The sequence below is a fragment of the Nostoc sp. genome, assembly GCF_036917655.1.
Lineage (GTDB): Bacteria > Cyanobacteriota > Cyanobacteriia > Cyanobacteriales > Nostocaceae > Nostoc.
Window position 1 is genome coordinate 236,505 of the sequence record NZ_JBALCY010000065.1, and the last position, 26,049, is coordinate 262,553.

General features: G+C 43.4%; 25 protein-coding genes. 17 read left to right on the plus strand and 8 right to left on the minus strand.

Annotated features, from left to right (window positions below; genetic code table 11):
- Positions 1 to 126: 126 nt before the first annotated feature.
- Both V7K30_RS22860 and V7K30_RS22865 read right to left on the minus strand, forming a co-directional pair.
- A complete protein-coding gene (locus V7K30_RS22860) occupies positions 127 to 312 on the minus strand; it encodes a hypothetical protein (RefSeq protein WP_335003150.1) in 186 nt (61 codons plus the stop codon).
- A 96-nt stretch (positions 313 to 408) separates the two neighbouring features.
- Positions 409 to 651: a hypothetical protein gene (locus V7K30_RS22865; RefSeq protein ID WP_335003152.1), complete on the minus strand. Its 243-nt coding sequence runs from the start codon at positions 649 to 651 to the stop codon at positions 409 to 411.
- Between the two features lie 115 nt (positions 652 to 766).
- On the opposite strand from V7K30_RS22865, the gene V7K30_RS22870 reads away from it, so the two are divergent.
- The 4 genes from V7K30_RS22870 (at position 767) to V7K30_RS22885 (ending at position 5,172) form a co-directional block, all read left to right on the plus strand.
- On the plus strand, positions 767 to 1,027 hold the full coding sequence (locus tag V7K30_RS22870; protein WP_335003154.1) for a hypothetical protein: 261 nt from the start codon (positions 767 to 769) through the stop codon (positions 1,025 to 1,027).
- 100 nt (positions 1,028 to 1,127) lie between these two features.
- Positions 1,128 to 1,415 carry a hypothetical protein gene (locus V7K30_RS22875; RefSeq protein WP_335003156.1) on the plus strand — a complete coding sequence of 96 codons (288 nt, stop codon included), beginning with the start codon at positions 1,128 to 1,130 and terminating at the stop codon, positions 1,413 to 1,415.
- A gap of 75 nt (positions 1,416 to 1,490) precedes the next feature.
- Positions 1,491 to 3,593, plus strand: coding sequence for a pentapeptide repeat-containing protein (locus V7K30_RS22880; protein WP_335003158.1), 2,103 nt, complete (start codon positions 1,491 to 1,493; stop codon positions 3,591 to 3,593).
- A 535-nt stretch (positions 3,594 to 4,128) separates the two neighbouring features.
- Positions 4,129 to 5,172: a cyanophycinase gene (locus V7K30_RS22885; RefSeq protein ID WP_335003160.1), complete on the plus strand. Its 1,044-nt coding sequence runs from the start codon at positions 4,129 to 4,131 to the stop codon at positions 5,170 to 5,172.
- Between the two features lie 115 nt (positions 5,173 to 5,287).
- Here V7K30_RS22885 and V7K30_RS22890 read toward each other — a convergent pair whose 3' ends face one another.
- Positions 5,288 to 6,028, minus strand: coding sequence for an SDR family oxidoreductase (locus V7K30_RS22890; protein WP_335003164.1), 741 nt, complete (start codon positions 6,026 to 6,028; stop codon positions 5,288 to 5,290).
- A gap of 24 nt (positions 6,029 to 6,052) precedes the next feature.
- Here V7K30_RS22890 and V7K30_RS22895 point away from each other — a divergent pair, with 24 nt between their 5' ends.
- From V7K30_RS22895 to V7K30_RS22915, 5 genes are all read left to right on the plus strand, one after another.
- Entirely contained in the window at positions 6,053 to 6,235 is a 183-nt protein-coding gene (locus tag V7K30_RS22895; RefSeq protein ID WP_335003166.1) for a hypothetical protein, read from the plus strand.
- Between the two features lie 57 nt (positions 6,236 to 6,292).
- Positions 6,293 to 7,249, plus strand: coding sequence for an aldo/keto reductase (locus V7K30_RS22900; protein WP_335003168.1), 957 nt, complete (start codon positions 6,293 to 6,295; stop codon positions 7,247 to 7,249).
- An 854-nt stretch (positions 7,250 to 8,103) separates the two neighbouring features.
- Entirely contained in the window at positions 8,104 to 10,653 is a 2,550-nt protein-coding gene (locus V7K30_RS22905; RefSeq protein ID WP_335003170.1) for a proteasome protein, read from the plus strand.
- A 68-nt stretch (positions 10,654 to 10,721) separates the two neighbouring features.
- Entirely contained in the window at positions 10,722 to 13,697 is a 2,976-nt protein-coding gene (locus V7K30_RS22910) for a molecular chaperone (RefSeq protein ID WP_335003172.1), read from the plus strand.
- Positions 13,698 to 13,878: 181 nt separating this feature from the next.
- On the plus strand, positions 13,879 to 14,970 hold the full coding sequence (locus V7K30_RS22915) for a hypothetical protein (protein ID WP_335003174.1): 1,092 nt from the start codon (positions 13,879 to 13,881) through the stop codon (positions 14,968 to 14,970).
- A 102-nt stretch (positions 14,971 to 15,072) separates the two neighbouring features.
- Here V7K30_RS22915 and V7K30_RS22920 read toward each other — a convergent pair whose 3' ends face one another.
- Positions 15,073 to 15,252 carry a high light inducible protein gene (locus tag V7K30_RS22920; protein ID WP_335003176.1) on the minus strand — a complete coding sequence of 60 codons (180 nt, stop codon included), beginning with the start codon at positions 15,250 to 15,252 and terminating at the stop codon, positions 15,073 to 15,075.
- Positions 15,253 to 15,693: 441 nt separating this feature from the next.
- On the opposite strand from V7K30_RS22920, the gene V7K30_RS22925 reads away from it, so the two are divergent.
- From V7K30_RS22925 to trpD, 3 genes are all read left to right on the plus strand, one after another.
- A complete protein-coding gene (locus tag V7K30_RS22925) occupies positions 15,694 to 16,059 on the plus strand; it encodes a hypothetical protein (RefSeq protein ID WP_335003178.1) in 366 nt (121 codons plus the stop codon).
- Positions 16,060 to 16,168: 109 nt separating this feature from the next.
- Entirely contained in the window at positions 16,169 to 17,050 is an 882-nt protein-coding gene (locus V7K30_RS22930; RefSeq protein ID WP_335003180.1) for a DNA adenine methylase, read from the plus strand.
- A gap of 89 nt (positions 17,051 to 17,139) precedes the next feature.
- The gene (trpD, locus tag V7K30_RS22935) at positions 17,140 to 18,207 is read left to right on the plus strand and encodes an anthranilate phosphoribosyltransferase (protein ID WP_335003182.1); all 1,068 of its coding nucleotides are present in this window, start codon (positions 17,140 to 17,142) and stop codon (positions 18,205 to 18,207) included.
- Here the strand turns inward: trpD and V7K30_RS22940 are convergent.
- Complete coding sequence (locus V7K30_RS22940; protein ID WP_335003184.1) at positions 18,137 to 19,186, minus strand: retropepsin-like aspartic protease family protein; 1,050 nt, start codon at positions 19,184 to 19,186, stop codon at positions 18,137 to 18,139. The two genes, trpD and V7K30_RS22940, sit on opposite strands and share 71 nt — an antisense overlap.
- A 220-nt stretch (positions 19,187 to 19,406) precedes the next feature.
- Here V7K30_RS22940 and carA point away from each other — a divergent pair, with 220 nt between their 5' ends.
- The 5 genes from carA to V7K30_RS22965 all read left to right on the plus strand — a co-directional run bounded on the left by carA (position 19,407) and on the right by V7K30_RS22965 (position 23,727).
- Positions 19,407 to 20,573 carry a glutamine-hydrolyzing carbamoyl-phosphate synthase small subunit gene (carA, locus tag V7K30_RS22945; RefSeq protein ID WP_335003186.1) on the plus strand — a complete coding sequence of 389 codons (1,167 nt, stop codon included), beginning with the start codon at positions 19,407 to 19,409 and terminating at the stop codon, positions 20,571 to 20,573.
- A 168-nt stretch (positions 20,574 to 20,741) separates the two neighbouring features.
- Entirely contained in the window at positions 20,742 to 21,107 is a 366-nt protein-coding gene (locus V7K30_RS22950; RefSeq protein ID WP_084227153.1) for an STAS domain-containing protein, read from the plus strand.
- Positions 21,108 to 21,687: 580 nt separating this feature from the next.
- On the plus strand, positions 21,688 to 22,167 hold the full coding sequence (locus tag V7K30_RS22955) for a Mini-ribonuclease 3 (protein ID WP_335003188.1): 480 nt from the start codon (positions 21,688 to 21,690) through the stop codon (positions 22,165 to 22,167).
- 91 nt (positions 22,168 to 22,258) lie between these two features.
- The gene (gene rlmB / locus V7K30_RS22960) at positions 22,259 to 23,338 is read left to right on the plus strand and encodes a 23S rRNA (guanosine(2251)-2'-O)-methyltransferase RlmB (RefSeq protein WP_335003190.1); all 1,080 of its coding nucleotides are present in this window, start codon (positions 22,259 to 22,261) and stop codon (positions 23,336 to 23,338) included.
- Positions 23,339 to 23,424: 86 nt separating this feature from the next.
- Positions 23,425 to 23,727: a DUF1816 domain-containing protein gene (locus V7K30_RS22965; protein WP_335003192.1), complete on the plus strand. Its 303-nt coding sequence runs from the start codon at positions 23,425 to 23,427 to the stop codon at positions 23,725 to 23,727.
- Between the two features lie 92 nt (positions 23,728 to 23,819).
- Here V7K30_RS22965 and V7K30_RS22970 read toward each other — a convergent pair whose 3' ends face one another.
- The 3 genes from V7K30_RS22970 to truB all read right to left on the minus strand — a co-directional run bounded on the left by V7K30_RS22970 (position 23,820) and on the right by truB (position 25,969).
- Entirely contained in the window at positions 23,820 to 24,671 is an 852-nt protein-coding gene (locus tag V7K30_RS22970; protein WP_335003194.1) for an alpha/beta fold hydrolase, read from the minus strand.
- Positions 24,671 to 24,985: a hypothetical protein gene (locus V7K30_RS22975; RefSeq protein WP_335003196.1), complete on the minus strand. Its 315-nt coding sequence runs from the start codon at positions 24,983 to 24,985 to the stop codon at positions 24,671 to 24,673. Before V7K30_RS22975 ends, V7K30_RS22970 begins: the two co-directional genes overlap by 1 nt.
- 105 nt (positions 24,986 to 25,090) lie before the next feature.
- Positions 25,091 to 25,969, minus strand: coding sequence for a tRNA pseudouridine(55) synthase TruB (gene truB, locus V7K30_RS22980; RefSeq protein ID WP_335003198.1), 879 nt, complete (start codon positions 25,967 to 25,969; stop codon positions 25,091 to 25,093).
- Positions 25,970 to 26,049: the final 80 nt, after the last annotated feature.

Here is a 26,049-nt window from a genome sequence, read left to right on the forward strand (position 1 = left end):
ATAGGTATTAAGTTTTATCTATGCATTGAATCAGGAAGGAATCAATGGTGATCATTAGTTTTATCAATTGATATAAATGACAAGAGACGCAATTGATTGCGTCTCTACAAATCCACTTAATGTAATTTATATTTGGGTGATTTTGTCAAGCTGCCAGTGAGAGATAGCGATCGCAGGCGGTGAGTCAACTTGACTAATGGGGGCGGGTTTCATGTCCCGGTAGTCCAGGAGTTGGACTAGGATGAGGTAGGCGATCGCTAAAATAACCGAAATCGCACCTGTAAGAATAGCAATTATTTTTGAACGTTCCATCAGTATTTCCTGTAATGCAAGTTATTGTGCTGTGCCTATCTCTACATTAATACTTGAGAAACACATGACACACTTGACGATAGACATCTCGTTAGTTCATACATGACGACGAATACTGCCAAATGGCACGACTTCCCCAGCCTCAGCTTCCTGCATAGCTTCACGCAAAGTTTGCTCAAAACCAGGGATATTCAAAAATTCTGCCGTCGCCTCATTTTCTTCTCTTTCTTTTGGATAAGCCAGAAAATCACTCACTACCCGCAGTCTTTCTGGAGACAGTCGCCGTAAACGCTTTTCAGCTTCCTGAAGAATAATAATGTCATCTTGCTTTAATTCCATAGTTATTTCTATACCTAATGTTTTTTACCGTTGATTTACAGTTTGCAGGCATTATCAGCGACGAAGAAGCAGCGCAGTTGCAGTCTGTGATTTATCAGGAATTTGAGCCATTGCCATGACAACCAAACAAGCCATCTTTGACGCAATAGAACAACTGCCAGAGCAGCACCTAAAAGACGTGTTGCAGTATGTTCAAAAACTTGCAGGTACTCCATCACCAGCATCCAACCCACCCACCAAAAGCGGCGACCCACTTCAAAAGGGGGTAAATATCAAAAAAGCCCCCCTTTTTAAGGGGGGTTGGGGGGATCTTCGAGAGACAAACATGTTAACCAAACCGTATTGTGTAGGTATGAGCTTTCAGCTAGTTACCTAGTTTTGACTCTTGACAAACCGCAAAAATCTTGAACTTGTGACGCATCGAACAGCGGTAAATCATTTAAGTCGCTTTTAATAAAAAGTGCAAAAATGAGCCTTTGAACCTCAGTGATGACCTTCTGAACCTCAACATTGACCTTCCGAGGCTCGATGTTGACCTTCCGAGGCTCAACGTTGACCTTCTGAGGCTCGATGTTGACCTTCTGAGGCTCGACGTTGACCTTCTGAGGCTCGATGTTGACCTTCTGAAGCTCAACGATGACCTTCTGAGGCTCGACGTTGCACCTTTGAAGCTCGAAGTTGCACCTTTGAAGCTCGAAATTGCACCTTTGAAGCTCGAAATTGCACCTTTGATCCTCGAAGTTGCGCCTTTGAAGCTCAAATAACAAATATATTTAACCATTCCTGAATTTACAGGGGTGAGCGTGTAGTAAAATTTGCTCACCTCTGTAAAGTGGAACATGGCTTTAGACTTCTCCGGGCAAAATCTCCGAGGACGCAACTTCAAAGGTAGACAAGACCTTGCGGGTGCAAACTTTAGCTATGCCGACATCCGAGGGGCAAACTTCACCAACGCTAATTTAACAGGTGCAAATTTCAGCCATGCCAAAGCTGGACTGCAACGCCGTTGGGCAATTTTACTAGTCCTTGTCTCGTGGCTGTTGTCGGGATTTTCAGGATTTTTATGGGCTTTCAACGGTTATTTGGTGTCACTAATATTTAATTCCAGCTTAGAGAATCAGATTGCCGGCTGGACTGTCCTAATCGTATTAATTGCCTTTTTCTTCTTCACAATTCGCCAAGGAGTAGTAGCTGGTTTAGGAGCCGTCGCCTTAGCCGTCGCCTTAGCCTTAGCCGTCACCTTAGCCGGAGCCGGAGCCTTCGCCGGAGCCGGAGCCTTCGCCTTCGCCTTCGCCGTCGCCGTCGCCTTAGCCTCCGCCGTCGCCTTAGCCTCCGCCTTCGCCTTAGCCTTCGCCTTAGCCTCCGCCGTCGCCGTCGCCTTCGCCTTAGCCTTCGCCGTCGCCTTCGCCTTAGCCTTCGCCTTCGCCTCCGCCTTCGCCTCCGCCTTCGCCTTAGCCTTCGCCGGAACCAAAGTCTTCCCCTTAGCCTTAGCCTTAGTCTTCGCCGGAGCCGGCTCTGGAACGTTACTTAGCATCTACATCAGTTGGCGAGCCATGAAAGGAGACGAAAAACACTCCTTGATTCGTAATATGGCTGTTACCTTTGCAGCTACAGGAGGTACGAGCTTTCGTGGCGCTGACTTAACAGGTGCTGATTTCACCCAAGCTACGCTCAAAAGTACAGATTTCCGAAACACTATCCTTATCTGTAGCTGTTGGCATCAAGCCAAAATGCTTGAACGTGTTCGTCCTGGTTTGACTTATCTGCACAACTCACAAGTACGTCAACTGCTGGTTACAGGACAGGGACAGGACAAAAACTTTGACGGTCAAAAGCTCCGGGGTATCAACTTAAAAAAAGCTAACCTAGCAGATGCCAGCTTTATTGGCGCCGATCTCAGTGAAGCCAATTTGCAAGATGCCGATTTGTCAAGAGCAAAGCTGAAGCAAACGCAACTAGACGCAACTGATTTAACAGGTGCAACTCTCACCGGCGCGTACATTGAAGATTGGGGAATTACAAATACAACTAAATTGCATGGGGTGAGGTGTGAATATGTCTACATGCGCGTCCCTACCAAAGAAAACCCTGACCCGCTCCGCAAACCTGATAATAATCAAGAGGTATTTGCAGACGGGGATTTTACCGAGTTTATCCAGCCAATTTTTGATACCCTTGACCTTTACCATAATCAAGGTGTTGACCCTCGCGCGGTTGCGATCGCCTTCAAAAACCTGGCCGAAAATCATCCCGAAGCCGAGTTAGAAATTGTGGCAATGGAGAAACGCGGCGAAGATAAAATCTTGCTCAGAGCCAAAACCGCAGCAGGTAGCGATAAATCTCAACTCAGTGCAGAATATTTTGATGACTATAATCAACTCAAAGCTTTATCGCAGAGTCAGCAATTATTGCTTGTAGAAAAAGATAGTTATATCAGTGATTTAAAAAATATGATTACAACTGCACTTAAGCATCCTAAATCTTATACACAAGGAAATACCATCATGTCTGATATCAGCGGCATCAATATTCAAGGTAGCAGTAATGTTAGCGGTATCGCTGGCAATAGTTCTATTGCTAATCTAGGAACCATTAGCGGTAATGTGAGTATTGCCCTCAATGAGTTACCTGATTCACCGGATGCCGAGAAACCAGGAATCAAAGAATTATTGTCGCAGTTGCAAGATGCAATCATCCAGTCCTCATATTTGCCAGAAGAAGACAAAGCCGAAGCGCTAGAACAGGTGAAGGCTTTGGCAGAAGCAGGTAAAAGTCCTCAAGAATCGACTAAGCAAAAAATGGCAAAAAATGCAATCACCATGTTGAAAGGGATATTTACAGGCTTACCTGCGTTGGCGAAGCCCGCCGAAGGCATCGCTTCGGTGGTGGAAGCGGGTAATAAATTATTCCCTGCGATTTCTAAATTATTCGGTTTAGGATAATTTATCGCTTTTGCTTTAGGACTTACGCAGAAGAGATCCCCCAACCCCCTTAAAAAGGGGGGAATAACCTTCTCAAAGTTCTCCTTTTTAAGGAGGATTTAGGAGGATATAAAATTTTTGATCCATTAGCTACCACTTTTAAAACATCCTCTTAAGTTAATACCAGTACACAACTGTGAGTCACTACCGTGTATCGTGGTGGATTGTATCCAAAAAAGAAGCACTATAAAGGACACTAGCAATGTGGAGATTTTCACAGAGTAGGGCAGAGAATTAATAATTACTCTGGGTTATTATCGCGTTAAAAAACAGTACAAGCCCTGTACGCTGGAAATTCTACCCTCTCTAGTGCCAGAGTTAAGCTAGCGCGTCTAAATTGCACATTTTTTCGTTAAAACTGTCATTAGTCATTTGTCCAAAGTCCAATGTAAATACAAGTGACTAACGACTAATGATCAAGGGCGATCGCGAATAAATAAGCAATTAAAATGCGTAACAGCCTAGCAATAATTGCAGTTTGCTCCAGAAGCTTAGTATGACAAAGGCATTCCCAAGCATAGCAAGGCGCTTGAAAAGTACAGGAATCAAGTTGTTGAATATGGGAACCTTCCTAATAAACCGTTTTATCGAAAACTGGAAACGCTACTTCTTGGGTGACACTGTTGATGTCCGCCCCTCCCCCTCCTTTGATGTCCGTCCTTCCTTGGGGGGCCCAGTTCTTAGCTTAGGTGGGGGTGGCCCCGATGTCGATGATGCTATCCAGTGGATGATTAACCAAGTTAGGGGAGGTACTAACTCCGCTACTAAAGTTAATGTTGTAGTTATCCGCACTAATGGTAATCACGATTACAATCGGCTAATTTATGCCATGAAGGGCGTAAACTTTGTGGAAACTCTTGTGATTAGCAATAGGCAAGAGGCAAACAAAGCCGATATTTTTGAAAAAGTCAAAAAAGCTGATGTGATTTTCTTTGCTGGCGGCGACCAATGTCAATACATCCGCAACTGGAAAGATACCAAGCTTGAGGCTGCTGTTAAATCAGTTTACCTGAAGGGAGGTGGTATTGGTGGCACCAGTGCGGGTGCGATGATCCAAAGTGATTGTGTCTATGATGCTTGCGCTTCTTCGGAAAAAGGCATTGAAACTAGGGATGCACTCGAAGATCCTTACCGGGACATCACCTTTACTTACAACTTTTTCAATTGGAGTAATTTGAAGGGAACCATCGTAGATACGCACTTCGACAGGCGGGAAAGAATGGGTCGAATTATGACTTTCATTGCCCGTCAAATTAAGGACGGTGTATCTAGCAGTGTTTTAGGCATAGCAGTTAGTGAAAGTACATCGGTTCTTGTGGATAAAAACGGTTTGGTGAAAGTTATAGGTAGGGGTGCCGCATACTTTGTACTTGGCAATCATCTGCCGGAAGTATGCGAACCCCGAACGCCTTTGACCTTTTCCAATTACAAAATTTGGAAAGTTCGCAGTGGCGACACCTTTAACTTGAGAAACCGACCAACCTCTGGGTACTATCTCAGGAGTGTCAAAAGGGGACGGATTGATTCAAATCCTTATTGAATGGGGAGTGGGGAGTGGGGAGTGGGGAGTGGGGAGTGGGGAGTGGGGGAGGAAATAATCAATGCCCAATGCCCAATGCCCAATGCCCAATGCCCCATCCCCCTACTTTCTACCACTACCAGGGAACCACGCCATTTTCATCAAAATACCCTCCGCTAGAACCATCATCAGGTAGAGTGGCAAGTCTGACTGCTGCGATCGCTCCCTGCTCAACAGTACGGTGCCCTTGGTGTTGATTAAGGTCAGTTGCTGTGAAACCAGGATCAGCAGCATTGACTTTAATCGGGGTATCTTTAAGTTCAGCGGCCAACAAAACTGTGATCGCATTCAGTGCTGTTTTTGATGAGTTATAAGCAAGATACTTAGAATCATCGAACTCACTATTTGGGTCAGAGTGTTGAGTCAGAGAAGCTAAACCACTTGATTGATTCACTATTCGCCCTGCTGTTGACTTCTTTAAGAGTGGCAACAGCGTTTTTATAACTGCAAACACTCCAAATACATTTGTTTCATAAGTGTGTCGCAGTGTTTCAATATCAACTTGACTGCGTGGAAGGCGATCGCCATCACTTATTATCCCAGCATTGTTCACAAGGATGTCAAGTTTTCCGAATTCGCTCTCGATTTGTTTACTCGCAGAGTCGATTGTTTTTTGGTCGATGACATCAAGCTGAATTGTTCGGGCATCGATCTGATTTGAACGAAGTTTGTTCGCCGCTTCTTCACCACGTCCTATATCTCTTGCACCAACAAGAACAATAGCACCTCTAGAACCTAATTGGCGTGCAATCTCATACCCGATACCTTTGTTTGCACCTGTGATCAGCGCAACTTTGCCTTTTAAATCTTCTGACATATTACTTCTCTCTTTTGATAAAGATTGACAACTGTTACCATCTTCAAGCAAGTAAGTCTAGTACAGGACGGCGTAAATCCAGGTATCAATTTAACCAGACAAGTTGCTCTAAGTCCCTTATTTTCCGCCACACCACAGTGTAATAGTGTATATAAACACAACATTCAAAATTTAGCAGTAGTCATTCACACCTCAGATAGCGGTTGAGAAAATATTTGCAGCTTACACTAGCAATTGACTCAAAAATTCTTGAAGAAAGCAGATATGCAAACCAAACAGCTTGGTAATTCGGAGCTTCACATTACCCCAATCGGCTTTGGAGCCTGGGCGATCGGTGGAGGTGGGTGGGCTTTTGGTTGGGGAGAGCAAGATGACCAGGAATCGATCACAGCAATCAATCGCGCTCTCGACCTCGGCGTTAATTGGATTGACACCGCAGCTGTCTATGGTTTGGGGCATTCGGAGGAGGTTGTTGCTAAGGCGCTCAAAGGTCGATCTAATCGCCCCTACATTTTCACTAAATGCTCACTGATCTGGGATGAAACGCGCAAAACTGGTAACAGCCTCAAGGCAGATTCTTTGCGCCAGGAGGTTGAAGCCAGTCTGCGCCGACTCGATATTGAAACCATCGACCTCTACCAGATCCACTGGCCTAATCCTGACTCAGATATCGAAGAAGGCTGGACAACTCTCAGCAAGCTAAAGGATGAGGGCAAGGTTCGCTATATTGGGGTTTCAAACTTCAATGTAGAACAGTTGAAACGTGCCCAGAAGATTGCACCAGTTACCTCATTGCAACCGCCTTATTCACTGGTTAAGCCCGATGTCGAAAAGGAGATTCTGCCTTTTTGTAAGGAAAATAACATAGGTGTAATTGTTTATTCACCTATGCAATCTGGCTTGCTTACAGGAAAGATGACACCTGAGCGGATTGCTAATTTCCCAGATGATGATTGGCGCAAGAATAATAGTGAATTTCAGGAGCCACGTCTATCTCGTAACCTGAAGCTAGCTGAGGTATTGCAGCACATTGGTCAACAACACGATCGCTCCCCTGGTGAGGTGGCGATCGCTTGGACTTTAAACAATCCGGCGGTGACGGCGGCGATCGTTGGCGGACGCAATCCAAAGCAGGTGGAAGGAATCATTGGTGCTGGGGAATTTCGCCTCAATCAGCAGGAACTAGATCAGATTGGCACTTTCCTACGCGAGAATCCATAAAATCTCTAATAGAAATCATCAACTTTGGTATTTCTACGGTACTAACCCAGGAAAATGCCATCCGGGAAAATCCACAAATTTTATCAAGAACGCTTGCTTACATTTCCCCATTGGAACCTATCAGAATAGCGAAGTGAATGCAGGCGAGGCAGATTGATACTCACATTAGGCAACGATAATTGAGTAATACCGCATACTAAAGCCGAAAACAGAACGGCAATCTCTGGCACTGACAATTGGTGATGATGGTCATCACTTATTGTCAGCTTTGTATGAGTTTTAAAGTCCAGAATAGACCTTTTGCATAAATCAAAAATTAAGAACTCCACCCCGCATTTGAGGAAAGTAAACGCTCCCCTCCCGAAGAGCCGGGAGGGGTTGGGGGTGCGGTGTTAGGGACTTTTGCCAGAGGTCTAATGGTTACGGCAACTACTCCCTTTGCCTGATCATAATTCCTCTGCCATCATTGTGAGATGTCTAGTTTTACCCTCTTTTAATTAGCCAACAGTCTCATTGAATTCACCTAATACTTTTCGGACATCCTCTTAAAATCAGGTGTATAAAAGAGTTTAATACCCACATATTTACTAGGCAGTATTCAATCATTTGGTGGTATAGAACTCCACTTGATTCATTCTGAATACTGGATGATGACGAATGTATTATTTTTTAATTTTCCCAGCAAAACCCGATTTTTCAAAATTGTCTTGACCTTTCAAAACGTCTTATACCAAAATCGCAAATTAAATGATAGAAATGCTAAATGTGATATCAACACGTTGCAACAATGGCTGGCAATCACATTTTATATGTTATAAAGCTCACAGAAATTAATGTTAGGCGGAAACTACTTTATGGAACCAGATAAACTAGGCCGTTTTAAGGAGTACGGCGAATTCATCCTCCGAAAGATAGATTCTGTGCCCCAGTCCCCTTCTAAACAAGAAGATTGGGTTCCAGCTAGTCTTGATGACTGTCTCCTTCGTCTGCGTTCAGCTGCCCAGAAAACTGTAGACCTTGCAACTTCGCCTGTCAAAATTGGGGTGATGGGGGAATTCAGTAGTGGGAAAACTTTACTTTTAGGCAGTTTAATTGGATATGCAGATGCTTTGCCAGTCAGTGAAAATCCCACTACAGGTAATGTTACCGCCATACATATCATCCCGCAAGACGACTTTGCGACCACCCAATTAAGTAATTTTACGGTAGAGTATCTTTCTCATGAAGGAGTACATGAGTGTCTACGCTTCATGCTAGGGGAAGCCAATAAACGGACAACAGCAGCAGGGCTTCCTCCTATACCAGTATCGAAACTCAACTCTGGCAAAGATATTATTAGCTGGTGTGAGGAAGCATGGAATAGCAGTAACAATTTAGAGCTACGTTATTTACTCCGGGAGTTGGTATTATTCCTGCGGGCTTATCACGCTTACGGGGAAGTTATGTGTGGTGGGCACTACCAGATTGATGCGATCACCGCCCGTGAGGGGCTACAGCTAGTCGAACAGCCAATGGCAATCCAAACTCTGAAATTTGAGGATTTACCGCCAGCGCACATCCGATTACCGAGTCCACCCCAGAGGCTACCAACAAAGTTACTGCAAAACAGTTTCCCACTCATTCGCCGCGTAGATATCGATGTGAAAATCTCACGGGAAATTTGGGATTTTGCAGACGCAGCTAAATTTATTCTCATCGACTTTCCGGGATTAGGGGCTGCTAATTCGGGGGCTAGAGATACCTTTTTGTCACTGCGGGAATTGGCAGAAGTACAGACGATTTTGGTATTGCTCAATGGTAAATCTCCTGGTAGCGATCGCGCCAATAAAATCTTTACGATGATGCAGCAGCAGCGACCGGGACAAGACCTGAAAGATTTAATTCTCGTAGGTGTAGGTCGCTTCGATCAATTACCCCTAGACAATGAAGGTGGCGAAAGAGAACTTGACCAACTGATTGAAGATAGCCCATATTTGCAGGAAGAAACCGTTTTCCAAAAACTCAAAGTTCTGCAAACTACCATTGACGGTGCAGAAGCGTTTACAACCCAAAAAGACCGCATCGTTTTACTGTCGCCACTGTTGGGATTGGCTGAATTAGCAAAACGTTCTACTACAGTCAAAGCAGGCTCACCAGACTTTTTGGCTAACTTAGACTATCCTGATTACCTAGATCGGTCTAAACGGCTACAAGAGAAATGGGAGCTATTAAGTGAACGGTTGCTAGAATCTGACACCCGCAGCTATTTGGGCAAACAGCTAGGTTACTTTGCTCAAGATGGGGGACTTAATAAGCTGCGGGAATTGATTCAAACCCACGTAGCGACTCATGGTCTAAAGCAACTGCATGAAGATACTAAAAGAGCTGCTGATGTGGTGAGTCAGCAACAAGATCATTTGAAAGACATCATAGATGAAATTCACGAGCAAGGCATCCCCACAGGAGACAGTCCCGCTTTTATCGAGTTGCGCTTTGTGGTCGAAAGCTTGGATAAAATCTACAGGAATTTTCAAAAAGATTTAGGAAAAGAACCACTCAAAGACCGGCGCGGTGTTGTTGTCAGCGATGTAGTGAAAGACGAACTCACCTTTAGAATCCTCAATTGGAACCAGTGGACTTTACTCTTCAACAAAGCCAACAATGGAGCGATCGCTCTGGCAGAATCTAAAGGTGCAGCCGGGAAATTATTTGATCGGGGAAACCGCGTAAATAGTTCCCTTCCGACTAAGAGCGATGATTTTTATCCAGTATTTGAGAAAACCGTTAAAGAAGTAGAAGATTTTGCCCGCGATCGCATCCAGCAAGCAGTGGTAGATTTGTTGAACCAATTGTCAAATCATATCGCCCCAGAACGGGAACAATTGCAGGCCTTTTTCCACCCAGAAATGGAACAAGAAATTGAAGAAAAATTTGGTTTTGAAGATGCCGATCTCTTTTACAAATTATTACTAGGATGCGATCCTAACGAATGGAAAGAGGCAATCATCTCTGAAATCAGTAGCAAAGACAAAACCGTTGCTCCCGAAATGATCTTTCCTCTAGCGCGTCAAGACGATAAACACAACGTTGGTCAAATCTTTGATTGGGCACCAGAGAAAAGCCAAGGCTTACCCAGATCGAGTAATCACCAACTCTTAGTACTGCGACTGCGAGATGAAATTACTGCTAGCGCCAGCCTCCATCTTGTCCAGTATGTTAGCGAAGTTAATCAGCAAATTAATTCCGAGCTAGAAGGAATTTTGGATCAAATTATTCCTAGTCTGCAAAACCTTTCAAAAAAAGAAACTTTGCTCAGATATTTGGCGGCTGGAGAATTGCCATCTGAGATAGCAATTCCTACTTGGTTGCAGATTATTTCAGAAATTGCGGCTGTTTCTTACTCAGATGATTTGGATTTGAGATGACGCGGCTTAACTGCCGCAATCGCGCTAGATAAAAAAGCCAGTGATCAACAGAATCATTTAATACTATAATGAACCCTTTCAAATTGAACAAATATAGCGATCAAGAACCAAGCGAGAAACAACAAAAAAGATTTCCAGGATGGTTTGCTTTAGATTTTGGGACGTCGAATTCGACAGTTACACTTTTCGATCCTATTGAAGTCCCGATCGCAGAAATTTTACCCAAAGAACAAGAAATGCGGTTGCGCGATCGCTTATCGCAATGGCTAAGTTCTCCCGCCTCAGTGGCTTTACCAGATGTCAGCGCTGATGATTGGGAAAAGTTTATCGCCGAAATTAGCAAAAACCTGGAGATAGAACCCAGCCGATTGAGTGAAGTATTTGAAAGTGATAATAAAGAGCGATTTTTGGAAGCAATTCGCCAAATTGAACTTTCTTTAGGAAACAGCGAGAGGTTCCGTCGGGCTGTCAGCAAAAAACTTTACCAAATCTATCATGAGGTGTTCCGCGTCCCCACCCTAGAGTCGCAAAATCTGATCCCAGTTGTGCTGGATATTGATCGCCGCGATACGGAAATTCCTAGCGAGTCCGAAATTTCGCAGTTAGGGGACTTAAAACTGCGGATGGGTAGGGAAGCTAGAGATAACAGAAAAAAAGCGATCGCTCAAGGTACAAGCGGTTCTTTAAAGGAAATTATCAGCAGGTTTCACCATTCACCCAAGCGTTATTTTGGTCAGGAGCGATCGTTTTCAGTTATTTTGGATGGTGAAGAACAAACAATTACCGCTAATCAGTTAATACAATCTGCTTGGGCGCATTTAATCGAGTTAACTGAAGACTACCGCCAACACGCCCGACGCAGATTTTCTGAAGGAGATTTTTTAACAGCAGTTGTCACCTACCCAACCGTCGCCCCACCAGTTGTTCGTAAGGAAGTTAGGGAATTAGTTGAGCAGTTGGGGATCGATGATGTGCAAACTGCTTATGATGAAGCCGTTTCTGTGGCGATATTCTTTTTGTGGCGAGAATTTGGTGGTAATCTCAACATTGGCATCGAGTCATTCAAAACCCGTTGTCGCCAAGCAGGAAATAAATGGTCACAAAATGTCCTAGTCTTGGATATTGGCGGGGGAACCACAGACTTAGCTTTAATTGAACTGACTTTAGAAGATAAAACCCCAACTTTTGCTGATTATGAAGACCGGGGTTTAGGAGGACGTTACTATAAACTTACTCCCAAACTATTAGGTTCATCCGGTCATTTACAGCTAGGTGGTGAATTAATTACACTGCGAATTTTTAGATTATTAAAAGTTGCGATCGCAGACTTTTTATTGACAGCCGCAACAACAGGTGATATAGAAAGCGAAAAGCTAGAAGATTTGATTAACTCTGAGTTAAACGAGCGCTTTTTAGAACAAGGCAAATTCAAAAGTGGTAGTCTTTTAAAATGTCTGGATAGAGAGAATCCAGAAGGTGATATTGCTTATAAAGATGCCCTAGATACTGCCGAAAAAGTATTGCCTACTCGTTGGCAACAAGCACCCCAACGTCTACAATCCTTTTATATTCTCTGGGATCATGCGGAAGCTGCTAAACTTAAACTTGGGCAAAAGCCACCAGCAGAGAATTCTCTATTAACCTTCACACTTTCTGAGCAGCAAATTTCTGAACTGCTCACCCAAAGCGCCGTTAAATTACAAGTTAAAGATCCAAATAGCATCTGCGTTACCCTAGATAACCAGCAATTTGAACGAGCCGCCGCTTCGGGAATTAAAGAAGCGATCGGGATTGCTAAAGGATTAATGGAAAGTCGTTTGCGTGCCGATGATCTCACCAAAGATTCTTGGAATTCCCAAAAAGTTGATTGGTTAATTCTGTCTGGAAAAACTTGTAACTTGGACATAGTGCAACGCCAAATATACCAAGAATTTAGTAAGTCTCCATATTTTGTTTGGAATCCAGAACGAATTACCTTTGTGTTGGAATTTACCAAATTAGCCACCTCTGCTGGTGCTTGCTATGCCGAGAAACTACGAAGATTGAGATTCGATCCAGAAGAGTCTAAAAGCTTGCTGCGTAAGGGAGCCAACCAGCTAGAAATTGATGTCAAAAACCTGTTTTATTATTTGCCCTGCAACTTCAAACGCAAAACCCAAAGTAACGATTTGCTGACTATATTCAAGGCTGGACAAGAACTTTATCAACTTGCACCTTGGGAAACTGTCGCCAAAGTTCGTACTGCGTGGCAAGGAATCCAATTAACTAATATTATCTACCGTCAGGATTACGAAGAGGGAGATTTACGACTATGGGGTAGTTTTGACGGCAAAAACCTGATGAATCAACTGGGAATGCAAGAAGCAGATTTTCTGAAAAAAATCAAAGTCCAGTTTGAGATTGACCAAACCCTCGAATTTAACGTATTGCTTTGTCAGGGAAATCCCCATTATTTAATTGATATTCCTGGCATTGATTTGGAATCGGTAGTTTCAGAAACATCAGCACTATTTGCTGATGGTAAATTGAACTGGAATATTGCTGTGGAACGCTTCAATAAAGACTTGAATGATGGTGATATTGCCGTCAATGTTATTGAGTCAGCAACTGTTGATCAACCAGATGCCTATCATCTTGTATTTGAAGTAGGAAATGATGGTAGTAAATTGTTCCAAAAATTTCACTATTTGCGCGATGGCGTGACGCAACCAGGAATTGGGTTAATTAGTAATCCCTTACCTCCCTTCCCACAAATTGGACAGCACACCTTCTATGTTTATCAAACAGATGCCGAAACCAACAGTAAAAAATGGATACGAATTGGCGCACTCAGCAAACCAGATGTGACAACAGATTACCCTTGCCAATATCGTGTAACTCTTGATGATCAAGGCATTCTGCGGATGCACGCTGGTGAAGTACCTTACTGGACATCACAAAATCAGGAATGCCTAAAAGAAGAGGGATGCATTTATATTGCTGAATTAGAGTTGCAACCTAATGAAGTTGATAAAGAACGCGATCCCTTTTGCGGCATACATTAACTCTTGCATTAAACCTCTGCGTTCCTCTGCGCTAACCTTCTCTACGAGACGCTTTGCGAATGCGTTCCTCTGCGTTGAAAAAATTAAGATTTTTAAACGCAAAGGGGCGCAGAGTAAACGCAAAGGGGCGCAGAGTTTTGCCAAGTTTAATTCGCTACGAAAATATTTGGAGGTGATATTTATGCAGCACTTGCGTCAATTATTAGAGATAGAAAACTCAGAATTAGCCCAGTTACTGCGGTTTAGTTTGTATGGACTAGAGGCTACTTTAAATCAGGCTCGCACAGAATTTCCACTAGATCCAGGATCTAAAATGTGTGATGAGGTGCTGCAAGAACTTCATAACCTGTTGCAACCTGCACCCCCGCAGCCAGATATTGGTTGGGAAGATGCGCCAAATGAGTTGAAACTAAGTCACCTCCGGGAAGCTTTCGATTCTGACTCAGAACTTAGTTATTATCTGGGTAATTCCCAACTGCAAAGCACAACGGATTCTGATTTGTGGAATGAAATTCAACGCAAACTGCTGCGAGTCCCAGAGGATTTGGCTGCAATTTGGCAACAGCGTACCTTGGATCTGGCTCAAGAAGTTGGTGCGATCGCAGATAATTCTAACCTTTATCAACTTCCCTTTATCCGCGATGAAATTATCTACCCCGGTCTGAGTGGTACTGTTAAAACTCAGGGATTGTGCTTATATCAACAAGCACTTTCAAATTCTCAAATTACTCAAGGTAATGCATCCGATTTACCAGCAGCATTCCTATTTTTATATATGAATTTTATCGAAATAGACCCAGATTTACATCATGCTTTAAAGAGCGTTTTTAGCTTCGATGTCATTTCCTTACACTCCAAACCAGAACAGCGCCATCAATATATTGATGCTTTAAGCGATCGCTTCCAACGCACCCAAAAAGCAGAGAAAAACACTGATCCCCTGTCAACTCTCCGTGCTTGGATTGACATGGATGAGGCCATACATTCCCTAGTATTTGTACCACCGGCTGAACGCTATTCTTGGTGGGGAAAGCTACAACATGAATCACGGCGCATCCTGAAGAAAGTCGCTGATGAAGCTATTAATGCAGGTAATGAAGTGCGAATTCGCCAATTATCAGGGCTTTATGCAGATATCTGTGCTTTATCCAAGGATGACTTACAACTAGACTGTGGTGGTATTCCTGGCGAAGTCTTAACTTGCCTTCGGGTATATGCGCGAATTAATCAAGAAGAATCTCCAGGCCGTGTAATATTTCGCTCATCACGTTAGTTGCTGGCGAGTTTTCTAATTCTTGAGATTATGAGGCAAGGTAGACAATTTTGTTAATCCCCGCCTTGCCTCATAATCTAATGAAGGTAAAAACGTTTAAATCTAGAGGATGCCCCAGAAGTGTAAAATCCCTTGACCAGAAAACACTTCAAGTGCAACGGCAGATAAAAAACCAATCATTGCAAAACGACCGTTCCAGTTTTCGCTCTGAGGAGTGAAGCCCCAGCGCAAAGCATTAGGATCTTCTGGAACCAAAGCCGTAGTCTTCTTAACGTTTGCCATAAATAACACTCCGAGCTTTTATGTTGTAACAGTTATGACTGCATGTAAAGTAATGTAACAGATTTTGAAGAGAATGCAACATGAAATCAAGGCAAAATTCAGTACTATATATTACGGGTTCGTAGTTTTATTTTAACAGGTTTGTGATGTCCACTGCGGCAAGCTACGCAGCAACAGCGAATTAAGTAGAACGAGGTGAAAAAAACAAACTGTGTAAAGATAAATAAAGACGTATAATTTATCTACCAAAGTAACAGGGATATGGGTAGCCGTTTAAGGATATTTCTGACCAGAGAACAAGGTAGAACTCTTAGATTGAAACAAAAACTACCAGCTTTTTACACTGGTGGTTTTATTTTTATAAATATTACTTTTTCCTATTGGTTGTAATTACACTTTTCCACCTGTTATGATTCAAGCTAATTCTGAAGTAAAAGCAAGATGAATCTCGACGTTTTCATCCAAGAGTTGACTGCAACTATCAAAAATGGAACTGAAGAAGACATACTAAAACTAATATATTTCTCTGACAATGCATTTGAAGAGTTTAATAATTTAGGTGGAGACAATGTATTTAAGAAAATGCTTGTACTTCCATTTATTAGCTTTAAGGATAAAGACTTGCAAGTAACGATAAGTGAAGTTGAACTGTCAGAGTCAGATAGAGAGAGATTTTTAAAGAGGCTTGCTGACAAAGTACAGCTTGAGTGTATTGCTAATCTAACCTATCAAGACGAATATACAAATATTTCAGTTTCTGCTCCTATTGGTAAAATTGGTGATACATATAAGCTAGTGTTCTTTTAAGGCATCTACGAATAATATCAAGTTCGGAATAGTACTTGCTCATTACGAAACAGGAAAAAAACTTAAAATAGAAGTATCCGGTAATTTTTAAACATTATAATTTTTGGTTATGCTCAAAAGTCCTCTCCGATATCCTGGCGGTAAGTCGAAAGCAATAAATCAAATAGCTGAATACTTACCAGAGAGCTTTTCTGAGTTTCGAGAGCCTTTTGTCGGTGGTGGTTCTGTATTCATTTATTTAAGACAAAAGTTTCCAGATATCAAAATTTGGATTAATGATTTAAACCGCGAACTTTTCTTATTCTGGAAGGTTGCTCAATCTGATCTAGCTCAGTTAGTTAAAGAAATTCGGCATATTAAAGTTAAATATACAGATGGCAAATTCCTCTTTGCAGAATTAACTAAGGTAGATGTCAATAATTTATCTGATTTAGAAAGAGCCGTTCGCTTTTTCGTCCTCAATAGAATTACTTTTTCCGGGACTGTAGAATCAGGTGGTTTTTCGCAAGAAGCTTTCCATAAACGCTTTACTGATTCTTCAATAGAACGACTAGAAAAGTTAGAAAATATCTTATCACAAAATGTCAAAATTACTAATTTGGATTACAGTCACTTATTAAAATCAGAAGGAGAAGATGTATTCTTATTTTTAGATCCACCATATTTTAGTGCTACAAAATCAAAGTTATATGGTAAAGATGGTGACTTACACACTTCTTTTGAGCATCAGAGATTTGCTGAACTTCTGCAACAATGCCATCATCGCTGGCTAATTACCTACGACGACTCATCGCAAATTCGAGAAAATTTTCAATGGGCTAATATCTCAGCATGGGAATTGCAGTATGGCATGAATAACTATAAGCAGAGTGGTGCAGCGAAAGGAAAAGAGTTATTCATTACTAATTACGAAGTTAAACTTTATTTGGAGAAAAAAGCACAAAATGAGAACCTTGTTAATCCAGCTTTGCAGTTGAGCCTTGATATTTGAACCCAACTTTGATAGCGGCCAATTTTCCGGTAGGATAGCTCCCATGCCCTTCAACCTAGCTACACCCTACAACACCACAAACCTTAGCTATGACAACTTCCCCAATCCCTGCTCAAGAATCCTCTGTTAGTTGGTATGTTCTGCTGCAACAATTAATAGATGGCCAATCATTATCCCGGACTCAAGCTGCTGAATTGATGCAAGGTTGGCTAAGTGAAGCGGTTCCCCCAGAGTTATCGGGAGCAATTTTAACAGCGCTGAATTTTAGAGGCATTTCTGCCGACGAGTTGACCGGCATGGCTGAAGTATTACAATCTCAATGTTCCCCACTCAGCACTCAGAAATTAGCACTTAGCACTGTAATAGATACCTGTGGCACTGGTGGAGATGGTTCATCAACCTTTAATATTTCTACAGCAGTTGCATTTGTCGCCGCAGCCTATGGTATACCCGTCGCCAAACACGGCAATCGTTCAGCGTCAAGTCTCACGGGGAGTGCCGATGTATTGGAAACCTTGGGTGTAAACTTGAGTGCCTCTAGTGAAAAGGTGCAAGCTGCACTACAAGAGGTGGGGATCACTTTCTTATTTGCGCCTGGTTGGCATCCAGCCCTCAAGGCGGTTGCCCAATTGCGGCGAACTCTCAGGGTGCGAACGGTGTTTAATTTGCTTGGGCCGTTAGTAAATCCCTTGCGTCCAACTGGGCAGGTGGTGGGTTTATTTACTCCCAAACTTTTGGCAACTGTTGCCGAAGCTTTACAGAATTTGGGCAAGGAAAAGGCAATTGTGCTGCACGGGCGAGAAAAACTCGATGAGGCTGGGTTAGGAGATGAAACTGACTTAGCGGTTTTATCAGATGGAGAAGTGCAGTTAACTACTATTAATCCCCTGGATTTGGATCTAACACCTGCTTCTATAGGTATGCTTCGGGGTGGGGATGTCCAAGAGAATGCGGTGATTCTCAAGGCAGTACTCCAAGGAAAGGGAACTCAGGCACAACAGGATGCAGTAGCGTTGAATGCGTCCTTGGCGCTGCAAGTAGCGGGGGCGATCGCACTGCTAGATCACGCCCAAGGGATTAAAATCGCTAAGGATATCCTACAAAGTGGGGCAGCTTGGACGAAGTTGGAGCAGTTAGTTGAGTTTCTGGGGAATTGATTTGCGATCGCGATTGCGGACGAAATTCTACCACATTCCGTTTGATTGTGACATCGTAGTTGCCAAAAAAGTCATGTCCTAGAAGTCCAGTTTCTAGTTCCGCACCTGCGATCGCTACTGCTACTTTATTCACTATTACCCCGCCAACTGCCATCGAATTAACATAGCCCACAGGGAATTCTACAGCTCTAGAACTAGCGGTATTTGCTTTAGCTCTCCCCACTGCCACGATTCCCAAAGCATTTGCCATCTCTTGGGTGATGACAGTGCCACTGGCTCCGGTATCCACAATCATCTCAAATTGTCGCTGGCCATTGAAGGTGACTTCGACAATTGGCGTGCCACCAATCCGCCTTTTAATCGGGGCTGTAAATACTTCCTGATCTGGAATCAGCACTACTGATGAGGGCAAACCTGGCTCTGGTAATAACGGTTTTGTTTCTACAGGAGGTAATGAAGGCAAGGTGAACTTTGGTGTGGTTGCTCTCTGGGGAACGACAACTACTATCCTCTTCGGTTCGGCAACGCGCACAGGGCGAGGAATAGCTTGCTGTTGAGCATATTTGATTTGCCGCCGATATTCAGTAATCTTAGTTTGAGCGATCGCAAATTCTGGGCTTTTTCGCCGCACTCTTTGCATCAGCGCGATCGCATCCTGGTACTGACTCGCCACCAAATTCCAGTCATCTGGAGATTGAGCAGATTGGCTGATACTCCAAGCGCCAACAGCTTTATCTCGCCCCATCTCAAAAAGACTTGGTTCACTTTCAAACGGATCTGGCGGCTGCGCTTCTGGGGTAGCTGCTGGTGTTCTTGGTTGGACAGCAGGCTGTACTGATGCCAGATCCCCAATTGGCGTGGGTTGCTCATTGCCACCAGTCACAGTGTTCCGTTTGTCTTCACTACAGGCAACACACAAAACCGCTAGAGCGCTTGATACAAAAATTAGGGTTGCACGGGATAAAAAAGACTGAAGCATAATTAATTTTAACTGCCCAAGCTTTGCCAAAGCCACTCCCGCTACTTTATTTAATTCCCTTTTAATTTTAATTAACTATCTTAAAAACTCCCAATAGCTCAACTCATGGGATAATTAACAATCGCAGTATTAGGGAATGAGGCATAGAAAATAGAGAATAGGAAAGAGTTTTCCCAATGCCCCATGCCCAATGCCCCATGCCCAACCCCCAATCTATATTATGCCCCTGACTGACGCAGCAATACCAGCTTTACTTGTCCTAGCAGATGGAACCACTTATCGCGGTTGGTCTTTCGGTGCTACGGGAACCGCGATCGGAGAAGTGGTGTTCAACACTGGCATGACCGGCTATCAAGAAGTCCTGACTGACCCTAGTTACTGCGGTCAGATAGTCATTTTTACTTATCCTGAATTGGGGAATACTGGCGTCAATCCTGAAGATGAAGAATCAGATGGGCCCCAAGTGCAGGGTGCGATCGCCCGCAATATTTGTCACCGACCAAGTAACTGGCGATCGACACAATCTTTACCTGACTACCTGAAACAGAACCAAGTACCAGGAATCTACGGCATCGATACCCGCGCCCTCACCCGCAAAATTCGGATGTTTGGAGCAATGAACGGTGGCATTTCTACAGCCATTCTCGATGAGGCGGAATTGCTAGAGCAGGTACAGGCGGCTCCTAACATGGCAGGATTGAATCTAGTTCGTGAAGTCACCACCCCAACGGCTTATGAATGGTCTGATCCCACAATTCCAGCTTGGGAATTCAACTCTGAGGCTGCGGAAAATCTTGGGGAACCCTTTACCGTTGTTGCCCTTGACTTTGGCGTAAAACGCAATATTTTGCGTCGCCTAACAAGTTACGGTTGTCGGGTGATTGTTGTGCCTGCTGATACGTCACCAGAAGAAATTCTCAACTACAATCCAGATGGTGTGTTTCTTTCTAATGGGCCTGGCGACCCTGCTGCCGTCACCGAAGGGATTGCAACTGCTAAAGCACTCCTGTTAAGTCAAAAACCCATCTTTGGTATTTGTATGGGACACCAAATTTTAGGTCATGCACTAGGGGCAGAAACCTATAAACTCAAATTTGGTCATCGTGGTTTAAATCAGCCTGCTGGCTCACAACAACGGGTAGAAATTACCAGCCAAAACCATAGTTTTGCTATTGACCCAGATTCTTTACCTACGGCAGTTGTGGAAATCAGCCACCTAAACTTAAACGATCGCACCATTGCTGGGGTACGTCACAAATCTCTACCTGTGTTCTCCGTACAGTATCACCCAGAAGCCAGTCCTGGCCCTCACGATGCTGATTACTTGTTTGAGCAATTTGTTCAAGCTATGCGAACAGCACGTCAATCCGTGGCAGAGGTAAGGTAAAAATTGGGAATGGGGACTGGGGACTAGGGGAAATTATTGAATAAGTTCTCCCTTGTCTTTTCTCCAATCCCCAATCCCCAATCCCCAATCCCCTATTCCAGCAGATTGTAGACAACTTGCTCAAAAACCATCTATACTTGAGCGTTCACTTTAACTCATGAGGAGGGAATTATTGCTGAGCCACTGAATCTAACCGTTAGCCTGAGGGGCACTCGTGAAGTCCGGGATAACTGTCAGCTATTCCGCCTCACAGGTTTGTTAGATGCTTTTTCTGAGCCGACATTTCGCAAGACACTTGGCAGCAAGATTGACGAGGGTCCTAAGCACATTATTTTGGATCTCTCACAAATCGACTTTGTTGATAGCTCTGGTCTGGGTGCTTTGGTACAGCTAGCCAAGCAGGCTCAAACTGCTGATGGCACTTTGCAAATAGTCACTAATGCCCGCGTAACTCAAACGGTCAAGCTTGTTCGCCTAGAGAAGTTTCTCTCCCTGCAAAAATCAGTTGAAGACGCTCTAGAAAACGTCAAGTAGTCTTGATTGCTCGACCTGAGAGTTAAATTTAGCTATCCAGATTCAAGATCGGATAGCTTAATTTTTAAAAATTCTGGCAGAAAACCTCTCTCCTTGTGGGAGAGGCACAAAGCCAGTTGAGCTATTATGTTTAAAGTTGAGTAATAACTAAAGATATAGACACCCAGTTATTGAGTATGTAATCGTCGGCTAGAATATTCAGATAAACAATCAAGTCTGAAAAAGTCGTAGCAAATACAAAGCCAGCAGATTTGTCTATATATAAACTTGACTTGATACTGTATAGTTAAAATTTGTCGCTTACTAAGTAAGCATGGCAATGTGATCAAGTAAAAAGGTGAATTTGATGTCCAAATTTTACCCTATCTTAGGCACAGACCACAAGAAGTAGGCGAAATTTGGTTTATAGGCGTTGACATCAGGGTGATTTAAAATGCCAACTCTCAATCAAAAAGATGAAATTAGGAAGTAACTTTGATAGTATTCATTATGCTAAGTATACTGTCAGGGCTTACTTCAGAAAAATCAGTCTTTGCAAAGAATGCCTGCCAAATGTAGCCCGTTAAGGAATGATTTATTTGTGAAGTCACAGGAGGAAGAGCTATTAGATGGACAAGATGAAACTCCGAAACAGAGTTTATCTTGGACTCAAGCACTCTTGGCAACCACAGCGCCATTCCAACAGATTTCCCTTTCACAAGTGCAACAAATTTCTCCTAGTGCTTTAGCATATTTGGGGGATGCAATTTATGAGTTGTATGTTAGAATGTTCTATCTGGTGCCATTGCAGCGGTCAGGAATTTACCATCGTCTGGTAGTGGAGCAGGTAAGAGCGGAAACACAAGCGCTACATTTGCGATCGCTGATTCCTCATCTCAGGGACACCGAATTAGAAATTGTCCGACGGGGTAGAAACGCCGCTACAGGACGCCCTAAGCGACTTAATCCCGAAATTTATCAACAGGCAACTAGTCTAGAAACCTTAATTGGCTACTTATATCTCACCGATTACCAGCGTCTAACCGAACTGTTGCAAATGCTTCATGTAGAAAAAGAGTGAGAACTCAATTTCACAGTAGCCACACCAGTAGATTAGGTTCAAGAAATTGAGGTAATCGGGATGATCAACCATACCTATATCCATAACTCAAATGCAGAATCAACCAAGAAAAATCAAGACTTCTAGCGAACCAAATCGTGGACAACCCGTAAAAATTCAAGGTAAGCGTGTTGTTACTAACCCGACTCGCAATCCCCGGAAAATAGATAGCAACCCCATCTCTATTGCTAATCCCACTCGCAATCCCCGGAAAATAGATAGCAACCCCATCTCTGTTGCTAATCCCACTCGCAATCCCCGGAAAATAGATAGCAACCCCATCTCTAGCAACTCCCGCCAACGAAATAGCAACTTCTCCCAGCCGTCTGTATCTACACAACCGACAGAAGAAGATAACGATCTCATCTACGGTCGTCATCCAGTATTGAGTGCATTGCAAAATCAGCGCAATCTCAACCGTCTGTGGATTACTACCCGTCTGCGATACGATCCCAGCTTTCACCATTTTCTCCTGCAAGCGAAGGAAAATGGCACAGTTATTGATGAGGTTGAACCCAAGCGCTTAGACTATCTCACCAACGGGGCCAATCACCAAGGTGTGGCGGCACAAATTGCTCCCTACGCCTACATCGAATTGCCGGATCTGATTGAACAGTCCAAATCTGTAACCGATGCCGTAATTGTAGTGGCTGACGGAATTACTGATCCCCACAACTTGGGAGCAATTATTCGCACCGCCGAAGCAATAGGCGCTCAAGGATTGGTGATTCCCCAAAGAAGGGCATCTGGGATCACTTCCACTGTCATGAAAGTGGCAGCAGGTGCTTTAGAAAATTTTGCTGTAGCTAGAGTTATAAACCTCAGCCGCGCCTTAGAAGAATTAAAAGAAGCTGGCTTTTGGATTTACGGCACTGCTGCAAGTGGCAGCGAACCCGTGCATACAGTCAATTTTACTGGCCCAATCGTTTTGGTAATCGGCTCAGAAGGCGAAGGTCTGGGTATGTTGACTCAACGCTCCTGTGATTTTTTAGTATCGATTCCTCTACAGGGTAAGACTCCCAGCCTCAATGCTTCGGTAGCAGCGGGTATGGCGCTTTATGAAATTTATCGGCAGCGATCGCTAAATACGCTGCACTTAGATAAATTACAAAAATTTTCTTTGAAAAAATAACAGTAACAGAGTATAAAGAAATGTAAAAGATAATAAAGCAGCATATCGTTTAACACCCTGTAGACGTTTAGAAATCGGCGAAAATCATGAAAACCATTTGGCATAACCTCAAGGAAGTGTTGATTAACACATTCGACTACCTCGGCTTGGCTTGGTGGGTAGAGATTGTGACGCAGAATCCCCGGTGTACATACTATTTCGGGCCATTTCTGAGTTCTTCTGATGCAAGATTGTCAAGCACTGGATATATAGAAGATTTGGAAGTCGAAGGAGCTACGGGAATTGCTGTGCATGTCAAGCGCTGCAAACCTAATACCTTAACAATCGCTGACGACTTGGGGGAAAGATTTGACCGCAAAGTACAGCCTGCCTTTGGCGGTCAAATTTAAGTTAGGCCAGAGTCAAGATAATTCGTAATTCGTAATTCGTAGTTTCGAGTTCTAATTGCGAATTATCTTGTTAAGAGTCAAAAGCCCTTGGACTATTGACTACCAATTACCTGCGGATGTTCTTCCAGCCAATGGTCAATGTCATTCAGCATCGGCTGGGGAACTTCCCACGGGAAAAGATGGGCGGTGTTGGCATAGCACTGCCACTGAGAATTTTGGAGGTGTCTAGCAGTTTCTAAGCTGGAATCAGATGTGATGTGGCGGTCTTGATCACCAGCAAGGACTAAACTAGGACATTGTATTTGTTGCAAATCTAGAAGTCGGTTGTATCCCGATTGAATTGCACTATAGAGGGCGCGAGTAGCAGCAGGAGAGGTTTGCAAATAAGCTGGTACTGCTTCGGTGGCAATGTAGTTGTAAGTGGTAGATGTATGTTGTTGGATTAGGTAGCGAAAAAGCGATCGCTTGCCAAAAGTTTCAATATTCCATTGCCAACTCGGTTTTATATAGTTTAGTAAGGCAGCAACACCAGTATATAAATTATCTTGCCAAGTGATGGTCGGATGACTGCCACGGGGTTTTGCGGCTGTCGCCACCAAAATCAGCCCTGTAATGCGCTCTGGCAAACGTAATGCCAATTCCATTGCCAGAATGCCCCCAAGTGACCATCCTAATACTAGGCACTTTTCAATCTCAAAGCGGTCTAGCAGCGCTTCTAAATCAGTCAAATGGTCATTCATATCAAAATTGGCATTCCAGCGACTTTTGCCATATCCACGTAAATCAGGGGCAAAAGTTTGATAACGTTTTGATAAATGATTGGTAAATACAGAAAGACTACGACCAGTACCAGGATGACCATGTAGGCCCAAAATGGGGAATCCTTGACCTTGGATGTAGACATTGAGACGTGCAGCAGTAGTACGACTATGGCGATCGCTCATTACTCGCCCTTCTCCTGTCTGCCGAACAAATGTTCTAAAATGCTTTGGCTCCCAGTTCTCAAGCCTCTAATTTCAGTTTTAATTTCTCTGAGTTCGGTTACAATCCCTTCAAAGTTACGCCCAGTTGCTTCATGGTTTAGCTGATGTATCTCAACTACCTGCACCAAGGAATTTACGGTTGAGTGAAGTTGGGCGATCGCAACTCTATCAGCTTCTATGGCTACTCTATTGCCTTCTATAGCTACCGTATTCGCTTCAGCCCTTTGTGCTGTCCGATCTAGGATTGCCTCAATTCGGTCTAACCTTTCTGTCATAGCAGTTACTTATATTATTCTTCTAATTGTGTCACACGGCTAGTAGCGAAGGATTCTTTGTGAGTAAAGCCAATATAACTACTAGCTAATTCTGCTTTGAGGGTTTTAAGAAATTGGTTCATAAACCATTTGGGGAATCAACACTTCATCTTGTAATTGCCCAATACCTAAAAAGCGAGTCTCTTGATCATAAACTCGCACAATTTCAGAAACATCGAAAGTTAGAGAAATTCGCTGACCTTGACACCATTTTTGAGCAGATGTTGCTGGTAAAGTCACAGATGATAGATGTTTCAAGGCTGCATCAGATACAAAAGGTTGAAATGTCTCGGTTTGCAGTTTAGTTTCTAAGTCAGCCAAAGTGAGACTATCTGTTAAATCGAAACCACTGCTTTGGGTGCGGATCAAAGCCGCAAGAGTACCACCAGTTTCTAAGATTGCACCTAAGTCACGAGCGATCGCTCTAATATATGTACCAGAACCACAGGCGATCGCCACATCCAATTCGGGAAAATCTCCTTCTCTCCAGTCCAAAATATCTATCTGAAAAACTTCCACTGTTCGCACTGGAACTTCCACCGTTTTCCCTTGGCGTGCTAAGTCGTAGAGACGCTTACCATCCACTTGGATTGCACTGTAACTTGGTGGTATTTGTTCAATCTTGCCTTCAAATTGTGCTAGTGCAGTTTTCACTTCTGCCAAACTCAATCCAGCACAAGGTTGAGAAGTGATGATTTCACCTTGTAAATCATCGGTTGTAGTACGCACACCCAGCCGAATGGTGGCTTTGTAAGCTTTGTTTTCTGGCAGATATTGCAATAATCTTGTGGCTTTACCAAGCGCGATCGGTAAAACTCCAGTAGCTGCTGGATCTAAGGTTCCCGCATGTCCCACACGTTTGAGGCGCAACAATTTTCGCACCCGCGCTACGCAGTCGTGGGAAGTCCAGTCAAATGGTTTGTTTAAGTTGAGAAAACCTTGCACAGCGTAATTTTATAAGTTTGACGATTAGGCATTCTCTTATATTGCCTTAATATAGATTCCGGTGATGCCAACTCTACGAG

What these genes read in the sequence shown, in the direction of transcription:
- V7K30_RS22860 (WP_335003150.1), bottom strand. Translation starts at nt 312, where the DNA reads ATGGAACGTTCAAAAATAATTGCTATTCTTACAGGTGCGATTTCGGTT.
- V7K30_RS22865 (WP_335003152.1), bottom strand. Translation starts at nt 651, where the DNA reads ATGGAATTAAAGCAAGATGACATTATTATTCTTCAGGAAGCTGAAAAG.
- V7K30_RS22870 (WP_335003154.1), top strand. Translation starts at nt 767, where the DNA reads ATGACAACCAAACAAGCCATCTTTGACGCAATAGAACAACTGCCAGAG.
- V7K30_RS22880 (WP_335003158.1), top strand. Translation starts at nt 1,491, where the DNA reads ATGGCTTTAGACTTCTCCGGGCAAAATCTCCGAGGACGCAACTTCAAA.
- V7K30_RS22885 (WP_335003160.1), top strand. Translation starts at nt 4,129, where the DNA reads ATGACAAAGGCATTCCCAAGCATAGCAAGGCGCTTGAAAAGTACAGGA.
- V7K30_RS22890 (WP_335003164.1), bottom strand. Translation starts at nt 6,028, where the DNA reads ATGTCAGAAGATTTAAAAGGCAAAGTTGCGCTGATCACAGGTGCAAAC.
- V7K30_RS22900 (WP_335003168.1), top strand. Translation starts at nt 6,293, where the DNA reads ATGCAAACCAAACAGCTTGGTAATTCGGAGCTTCACATTACCCCAATC.
- V7K30_RS22905 (WP_335003170.1), top strand. Translation starts at nt 8,104, where the DNA reads ATGGAACCAGATAAACTAGGCCGTTTTAAGGAGTACGGCGAATTCATC.
- V7K30_RS22910 (WP_335003172.1), top strand. Translation starts at nt 10,722, where the DNA reads ATGAACCCTTTCAAATTGAACAAATATAGCGATCAAGAACCAAGCGAG.
- V7K30_RS22915 (WP_335003174.1), top strand. Translation starts at nt 13,879, where the DNA reads ATGCAGCACTTGCGTCAATTATTAGAGATAGAAAACTCAGAATTAGCC.
- V7K30_RS22920 (WP_335003176.1), bottom strand. Translation starts at nt 15,252, where the DNA reads ATGGCAAACGTTAAGAAGACTACGGCTTTGGTTCCAGAAGATCCTAAT.
- V7K30_RS22925 (WP_335003178.1), top strand. Translation starts at nt 15,694, where the DNA reads ATGAATCTCGACGTTTTCATCCAAGAGTTGACTGCAACTATCAAAAAT.
- V7K30_RS22930 (WP_335003180.1), top strand. Translation starts at nt 16,169, where the DNA reads ATGCTCAAAAGTCCTCTCCGATATCCTGGCGGTAAGTCGAAAGCAATA.
- trpD (WP_335003182.1), top strand. Translation starts at nt 17,140, where the DNA reads ATGACAACTTCCCCAATCCCTGCTCAAGAATCCTCTGTTAGTTGGTAT.
- V7K30_RS22940 (WP_335003184.1), bottom strand. Translation starts at nt 19,186, where the DNA reads ATGCTTCAGTCTTTTTTATCCCGTGCAACCCTAATTTTTGTATCAAGC.
- carA (WP_335003186.1), top strand. Translation starts at nt 19,407, where the DNA reads ATGCCCCTGACTGACGCAGCAATACCAGCTTTACTTGTCCTAGCAGAT.
- rlmB (WP_335003190.1), top strand. Translation starts at nt 22,259, where the DNA reads ATGCAGAATCAACCAAGAAAAATCAAGACTTCTAGCGAACCAAATCGT.
- V7K30_RS22965 (WP_335003192.1), top strand. Translation starts at nt 23,425, where the DNA reads ATGAAAACCATTTGGCATAACCTCAAGGAAGTGTTGATTAACACATTC.
- V7K30_RS22970 (WP_335003194.1), bottom strand. Translation starts at nt 24,671, where the DNA reads ATGAGCGATCGCCATAGTCGTACTACTGCTGCACGTCTCAATGTCTAC.
- V7K30_RS22975 (WP_335003196.1), bottom strand. Translation starts at nt 24,985, where the DNA reads ATGACAGAAAGGTTAGACCGAATTGAGGCAATCCTAGATCGGACAGCA.